The following is a 6,629-nucleotide window of genomic DNA, read 5'->3' as shown; positions in this document are numbered from 1 at the left end:
GCGCGCTCTGGTGGGGGTGACGCTGTCATACGTGTTCGTCACCGTCGCCGTGGTTGGCGTGGTGGTGTGGGCGGCGCTGGGTTCGGTCACCGGGCGGGTGTCCGCGGCGCCGATGAGCGCGGCGCCCGCGGCTGCGGTTCCGCCGACGGCCACGACGACGGCCCCACCGCCGCCACCACCCCCACCGCCGCCGGTGCTGGTGGCTCCCACCGACCTCGCCGGTCTGCTGCCGAGCCCGGCGGACGTGACGGAGTTGACCGGGCGTGATGGTATGAGCCTGACGCTCACGGAGACCGAACTCGGCGGATTCCCGAAGAAGAGCAGCTTCGACCCGCCCGAGTGCGAGGGTGCCGTCTCCATCGGTAGCACGCATGTCTACGATCCCGATGCTGTCCGTGGCTACTACCTGACGCACATGGACGGACCGACGGCAATTTTCGACCAATCGGCTGCGGCCTACGACAGCCCGGTCGCCGCCGAGTCCGCGCTGCAGGTAATGCTGGCGAATTGGCGGAAATGCGGGGGGACGACGATCAGCTGGCATACCCACGACGGCGTGCACGACACGGTGCTTGAGATTCCCGCCGATGCCGGCAATGGCATCACCACGATGCGGTTCCATGCCCATCTCGGCCCACTCGGGACGGCGGGAGTCCACGCGCTGGCCGTCAAAGCCAACGTTCTGGTGGACGTGACCGTGCTCCCTGACAACGACGTCGACGATTTGAGCAACGGCGTCGCAGCGGTCGCGGCCTTCATTCTCAACCGGATCCCCGGACCACGATGATCGAGATAAGGATGTCGACCAGATGACCAACCCACCGCAGCACGATCCGTTCGGCGGCCTTCCGTTCGGGCAGTCATCGGAGTCCCCGATGCAGCAGTTCGGGGCACCGCAAGCGCCCGGGACACCTCAGCCGACCGGTGCGCCACCGGTATTCGGTGCGCCGCCGGCGTTCGGTGGGCCGTCGTTCCCGACGCCCCGACCCCCGATGAACACGCTGGCGACGCTGTCGATGGTGCTGGCATTCATCTTCGCCCCCGTCGGCGCGGTGCTGGGGCATCTTGGGCTCGCGGAGATCAAGCGGACAGGCCAGGCCGGGCGGAACCGCGCCGTGATCGGACTTGCGGTGTCTTACACCGTGATTGCCGTGTCGGTGGTGGCGCTGACGGCGTGGCAGGTCCTCGGTTCGCACGGTGGTGCCCCGGTGAACACGCCGACGGTGACGGCTGAGGCTCCGGCCGTACCGCCGCCCCCGCCCGCGCCGCCCGCCCCGCAGGTGGCGCCGGCCGACCTGGCCGCCCTGCTGCCCGACGTTGCGAAAATGCAGGAACTGGCCGGAAACCCGTCGATCTCGCTGACCGTGACGATGGACTCGATGGAGATCGAGCAGACCGGTGGCGTGATGGACCGGCCGGAATGCCTGGGGACGATGTCGAACGGGGACAAGCGCGTCATCGATTCCTCCAAGGTGCGCGGCTACTACGTGGCCGCCTACAACGGCAGCAACCCCATCGTCGTACCGGTTCAGGCGGTGATGGGCTACGACGATGCCGCGGGTGCCCGTTCAGCGCTGGACGACCTGCTGGGCCACTGGAACGAGTGCGCCGGAGCCAGCCTCGCCCTGAGCGTGCCGAGCACCGGCGGGTCGATCCGCGAAGACGTCGGCACCCCGGCCGACGCCGGAAACGGCATCACCACGATCACCGTCGTCGGTAGCGGGCTGACCACCGCCCGGGCGGTGGCCGCCAAGGCCAACGTCCTGGTCGACGTGAAGGTGCTCGGCAAGGGCGATCTGGTGCCACTGGCCGTCGCGACCGCCAACTTCATCCTCGGCAACATCCCGGGCTGACGTCGGTGTCGGTGCCGGTCAGCTCAGGTGTTCGGCGATCATGCGCGCCATCTGCCCCGAGATGAGGGCACCGGCGCCGGTGGCGGCGACGTCGACCACGGACGACCCGATCACGCCGAAGACGTGCCAGGTCTGGTTCGCCTGCGAGATGGGTACCCCGCCGCCGCCACTGAGGTTGACCTTGCTGGCCAGCACCATGCGGAACGACCCCTGCGGGATGGGGTAGGGAGTCGACGGGATTGAGATCCACTGACCCCGCGGGCTGCCGTCCGTGTCGGAGAGCGTTTTCATCCCGCGGCAGTTGTCCACCTTGCCGGTGTAGGAGGTGGCCGCCACCTGTGCGGTCGCCGCGTCGGGGTAGGTCACGACGGCCTCGGTGATGATCACCGGTCCGTACTGCCCCGACCCCTGCATGGTCACGCCCTCCGCGCCGGTGTAGCCGGAGTCGGCGACGGCGGTTTCGGTACCGGCGAACATCGTCGCCTCACAGGAGGGCGGCTCCACGTGGCCCTGTGCGTCGGGGGGCGTCGGTGCGCTGAACTTCGTGGTCTCCGCCAGGTCGGTGGGGGCCTGACCGATCGCAGAGCCCCCGGGGCCTGCAGCGCCGAGCAGAGCCTTGACCTCGTCGACGCTCAGCAGCGGACCCCGGTTGGACTTGGTGGCTTTCGGCGCGACCGGCGCGCCCGGTGCGTGCGGCACGGCCGGGGAATGCCCGGACGCGGTCTTGGTGGCCGGGGCGGAGTGACCGTGCAGCCCGACCGCGACCAGCCCGATCACCATGACCGCGATCATCACGTAGGACACCGAGAGTCCGATGATGGCCCGTTCGCGTCCGGGCTCACCGGTGCGGCGGATCTGGGACAGGCCCAGATGGCCGAGGACGGCGCCGACCGGAGCGAAGAGGAACGCGAACACCAGCGAGAGCGTCGCCAGTGTGTTGGCGGGCGGCGGTGTCGCCGGCGTCGGGGCGGTGAAGACCGGGGGGCCGGCTCCGAACGGCATTCCCTGAAACGGGTCGGAGCTGTTGCCGGAGGACTGGTCACCTGATCCCGGCGGGTAGTACGTCATGGCCATCACTCTTTCAGAAGCCCGGCACGATTACGGCATCTGCCCGGACCACGGCGGTCCCCCAAACGGCGAGCGTGCAGAGTTGTCCGTCCCCACCTGGGGGAATGGTGGACAACTCTGCACGCTCGCGCAAAAAGGGGACGGGTTGGGAGGGGCGGCGGGCCTACTTCAGCTCGGAGGAGGACAGGCCCAGCAGCCGGCGGGCCACCACGAGCAGCTGGATCTGCTGGGTGCCCTCGAAGATGTCGAGGATCTTCGAGTCGCGGGCCCACTTCTCCAGCAGCGTCTGCTCGGAGTAGCCGACGGTGCCGGCCAGCTCCACGACCTTCAGCGTGACCTCGGTGGCCATCCGGCCGGCCTTCGCCTTGGCCATCGACGCCTCTTTGGAGTTCGGGACCGAGTTGTCGGCCTGCCAGGCCGCGCGCAGCGTCAGCAGGTTCGCCGACTCCCAGTCGGCCTCCATCTTCAGGAACTCCGCGGCGGCGGCGTGCTGGACGTGGGCCGGCTTGTCATAGGAGATCTCCACGCCCGCCGTGGTCAGCACGTTGCGCAGTTCCTCCAGCGCGGCCCGTGCGACGCCGACGGCCATCGCGGCCACCACCGGCCGGGTGTTGTCGAAGGTCTCCATCACCCCCGAGAAGCTCTTCTCGGTGTTGATCTCCGGGCTGCCCAGCAGGAAGTCCTTGGGGATCCGGGCGTTGTCGAAGCGGATCACCGCGGTGTCGGAGGCCTTGATGCCGAGCTTGTGCTCCAGGCGCTCCACGATGACGCCGGGGTGCTCACGCGGCACCACGAACGACTTGATCGCCGCGCGGCCCAGTGACTTGTCGAGCGTCGCCCAGACCACGATGTGGCTGCAGCGCGACCCGGCCGTGACGAAGATCTTCTCACCGTTGAGCACGTACTCGTCGCCGTCGAGGGTGGCGGTGGTGGTCACCGCAGCCGAGTCCGAGCCGAAGCTGGGCTCGGTGATCGCCATCGCCGCCCACACCTTGCCCAGCTGCTTGAGCTGTTCGTCGGTGGCCACCCCGGAGATCGCGGCGTTGCCCAGCCCCTGGTACGGGATCGAGAGCATCAAAGCGACGTCGCCCCAACTCATTTCGAGCACCTGCAGCAGCGCGGCCATGTTGGCGCCGTTGCGGTTGCCCTCGGTCTCCTCGCCGCCGCGGAAGGCCTCGGTGGCGCTGGCCATGCCGGAGTTGTTCACCGACGAGACCCCCTCGAACAGGGTCTCCAGGGTGTCCAGCTCCACCGGGTAGGCGTGCTCGGCCAGGTCGTATTTGCGCGAGATCGGGCGCAGCATCTCAGCGGCGCCGGCGTGCGTCATCTCGACGATGCCCTGCAGCTTCTTGGGAAGTTCCAGATTGATTGCCATGATCAGACTTTCGGATTCGTTGGGAAGACTTAGACGACCAGGACGCCCTCGGCGACGCCGATGGCCCGCAGGTCGCGGTACCAGCGCTCGACCGGGTGCTCCTTGGTGTAGCCGTGGCCGCCGAGCAGCTGCACGCCGTCGGAGCCGATCTGCATGCCCTTGTCGGTGGCGATGCGCTTGGCCAGCGCGGCCTCCCGGATGAACGGCAGGCCCTGCTCGGCCCGGGCGGCGCCACGCCAGGTGATCAGCCGCAGCCCGTCGAGCTCGATTGCGATGTTGGCGCACATGAACGCCACCGACTGCCGGCGGGCGACCGGTTCGCCGAACGCCTCGCGCTCCTTGATGTAGGGCATCACGTAGTCGAGCACTGCGTGGCTGGTGCCGACCGCCAGTGCGGCCCAGCCCAGCCGGGACAGCGCGATGGCTTCGGAGTAGTCGGTATCCGTGGCAGCGTCCTCACCGAGGCGGGCGCTCAGCGGCACCGTGACGTTCTTCAGTTCGATCTGGCCGAGCGCGGCGGCCCGGATGCCCATGCTCGGGTCGGCCTTCACGCTCAGGCCCTTGGCTGAGGACTCCACGATGAACAGCGCCGGCTTGCCGTTGAGCTGGGCGCCGATGATGAACAGCTCCGCGTTCGCGGCGGCCGGCACCAGGGACTTCACCCCGTCCAGCCGGTAGCCGCTGGGGGTGCGCACCGCGGTGGTCCGGAGGTTGGTCGGGTCGAACAGCGGCTGCGGCTCGGTGATCGCCACACAGGCCTGCGGGACGTTCTCACCGGCGAACTCCGGCAGGTAGGTGGACTGCTGGTCTGCGCTGCCCCAGTGGGTCAGCGCCGCCGCCACCCCGCCCGGAGCGAGGATCGGCAGGGCCAGACCCATGTCGCCGTAGGCCAGTGCCTCGCCGACCAGGACGTTGGTGACCGTCGAACGGTGTGCGGCGATCCCGTCGAAGTCCTCCGGGATGTTGATCGCGGTGATGCCGAGCTCGGCGGCCTTGGCGATCAGCTCACGCGGGTAGTCGGCGGCCTCGCCGGCGTCGTGCGCGGCCGGGCGCAGGATCTCGGCGGCGAACTCCTGCACGGTCTCGACGATCATCTGCTGGTCGTCGTCGGGGGTCAGGTCGAAGTAGTCGGCGCCACTGGACTTCAGCCGGGTCGGCGTCTTGCCCAGCGACTGGACCTTCTTGAACTGCCGGCCGGCGGCGCCGGCCACCGAGAACACGGTCTTCACGCCGTAGTTCAGGGAGTGGTTGAGCGGGTCGCGGAGGTTGTGCCGGTCCAGGAACGGCTGGCTGACCAGCGGAGTGACCAGCGACAGGGCGGTGGCGATCGGGGTCCGCTTCGGTTTTTCCAGCCCGATGGCGCTCGATCGGCCCTTGGAGCCGTTACGGGCGGATGCGGTGTCAGTCATGTCAGAGCCTCACTGAATGGAAAGGATGTGATGCCATCATCTTACTCCGAAGTAAGATGACTCGTCAGTAAGGTGTGACGAGTTCCTCAGTGACCGCCCCGCGGCCGACGGCTCAGTCCGCGGCCAGGCCGGTAACCACCTGCGCATGCAGCAGCGTGTTGGTGGCCACCGCGCTGCCACCATGCGGCCCCGGCGTGCCGGACAGGTCGGTGAACGTCCCGCCGGCTTCCCGGATCAGCACGTCGAGCGCGGCGAGATCCCACACCGACACCTCCGGTTCGATCACCACGTCCACAGCGCCCTCGGCGACCAGGCAGTGCTGCCAGAAGTCCCCGTAGCCCCGCACCCGCCACACCCGGTCGGCCAGTTCGGTGAACTGCCGGCGCAGGCCGCGCTCGGCCCAGGTGGAGAACCCGGCGAACGACAGGCTGGCCGAGTCCAGGTCCGACACCGACGACACCGACAGCCGCTGTGCGGGTGCGCCGCCGACGGACGCGAACGCGCCCTGCCCGCGCGAAGCCCACCAGCGCCGGTCCAGGGCGGGCGCGCTGACCACGCCCACACACGGCACGCCGTCTTCGAGCAGGGCGATCAGCGTCGCCCAGACCGGCACACCGCGCACGAAGTTCTTGGTGCCGTCGATCGGATCGATGATCCATTCGCGGCCGCTGAAAGTGGTTGTGCCGCCGAACTCCTCACCGAGGATGGCGTCGTCGGGCCGGTCGACGGCCAGCGCCTCGCGCAGTGCGGTCTCGACCGCCTGGTCGGCGTCGGTGACCGGGGTCAGGTCGGGTTTGGTGTCGACCCGCAGATCCAGCGCGCCGAACCGGGTCAGCGTGATGGCGTCCGCGCGGTCGGCCAGGGCCAGCGCCAGGGTCAGGTCCTCATGGAGATCGTGGTGGGAACACATGCTCGCAGTCCTAC

The 6,629-nt window shown here is 69.0% G+C and carries 6 protein-coding genes; 2 read left to right on the top strand and 4 right to left on the bottom strand.

Going from position 1 to position 6,629, the window contains the following annotated elements:
• Positions 1–787 (top strand): sensor domain-containing protein (locus KIH27_RS19355; RefSeq protein WP_214094592.1); only part of this gene is annotated, 787 nt, incomplete at its 5' end.
• 22 nt (positions 788–809) lie between these two features.
• Entirely contained in the window at positions 810–1,853 is a 1,044-nt protein-coding gene (locus KIH27_RS19350; RefSeq protein WP_214094591.1) for a sensor domain-containing protein, read from the top strand.
• Between the two features lie 18 nt (positions 1,854–1,871).
• On the opposite strand, the gene KIH27_RS19345 is transcribed toward KIH27_RS19350, so the two are convergent.
• From KIH27_RS19345 to hisN, 4 genes are all read right to left on the bottom strand, one after another.
• A complete protein-coding gene (locus tag KIH27_RS19345; protein WP_250150405.1) occupies positions 1,872–2,921 on the bottom strand; it encodes a sensor domain-containing protein in 1,050 nt (349 codons plus the stop codon).
• Positions 2,922–3,084: 163 nt separating this feature from the next.
• On the bottom strand, positions 3,085–4,296 hold the full coding sequence (locus tag KIH27_RS19340; protein WP_214094589.1) for an acyl-CoA dehydrogenase family protein: 1,212 nt from the start codon (positions 4,294–4,296) through the stop codon (positions 3,085–3,087).
• Positions 4,297–4,325: 29 nt separating this feature from the next.
• Entirely contained in the window at positions 4,326–5,705 is a 1,380-nt protein-coding gene (locus tag KIH27_RS19335; protein WP_214094588.1) for an acyl-CoA dehydrogenase family protein, read from the bottom strand.
• A 112-nt stretch (positions 5,706–5,817) separates the two neighbouring features.
• Positions 5,818–6,615, bottom strand: coding sequence for a histidinol-phosphatase (gene hisN / locus KIH27_RS19330; protein ID WP_214094587.1), 798 nt, complete (start codon positions 6,613–6,615; stop codon positions 5,818–5,820).
• Positions 6,616–6,629 lie beyond the last annotated feature (14 nt).

Source organism: Mycolicibacter acidiphilus (assembly GCF_018455725.1).
GTDB lineage: Bacteria > Actinomycetota > Actinomycetes > Mycobacteriales > Mycobacteriaceae > Mycobacterium > Mycobacterium acidiphilum.
This window is presented reverse-complemented; position numbering and strand designations above follow the sequence as displayed.

Bases quoted from the DNA above. Each gene is read 5' to 3' on its own strand.
- KIH27_RS19350 (WP_214094591.1), top strand. From the start codon at position 810: ATGACCAACCCACCGCAGCACGATCCGTTCGGCGGCCTTCCGTTCGGG.
- KIH27_RS19345 (WP_250150405.1), bottom strand. From the start codon at position 2,921: ATGACGTACTACCCGCCGGGATCAGGTGACCAGTCCTCCGGCAACAGC.
- KIH27_RS19340 (WP_214094589.1), bottom strand. From the start codon at position 4,296: ATGGCAATCAATCTGGAACTTCCCAAGAAGCTGCAGGGCATCGTCGAG.
- KIH27_RS19335 (WP_214094588.1), bottom strand. From the start codon at position 5,705: ATGACTGACACCGCATCCGCCCGTAACGGCTCCAAGGGCCGATCGAGC.
- hisN (WP_214094587.1), bottom strand. From the start codon at position 6,615: ATGTGTTCCCACCACGATCTCCATGAGGACCTGACCCTGGCGCTGGCC.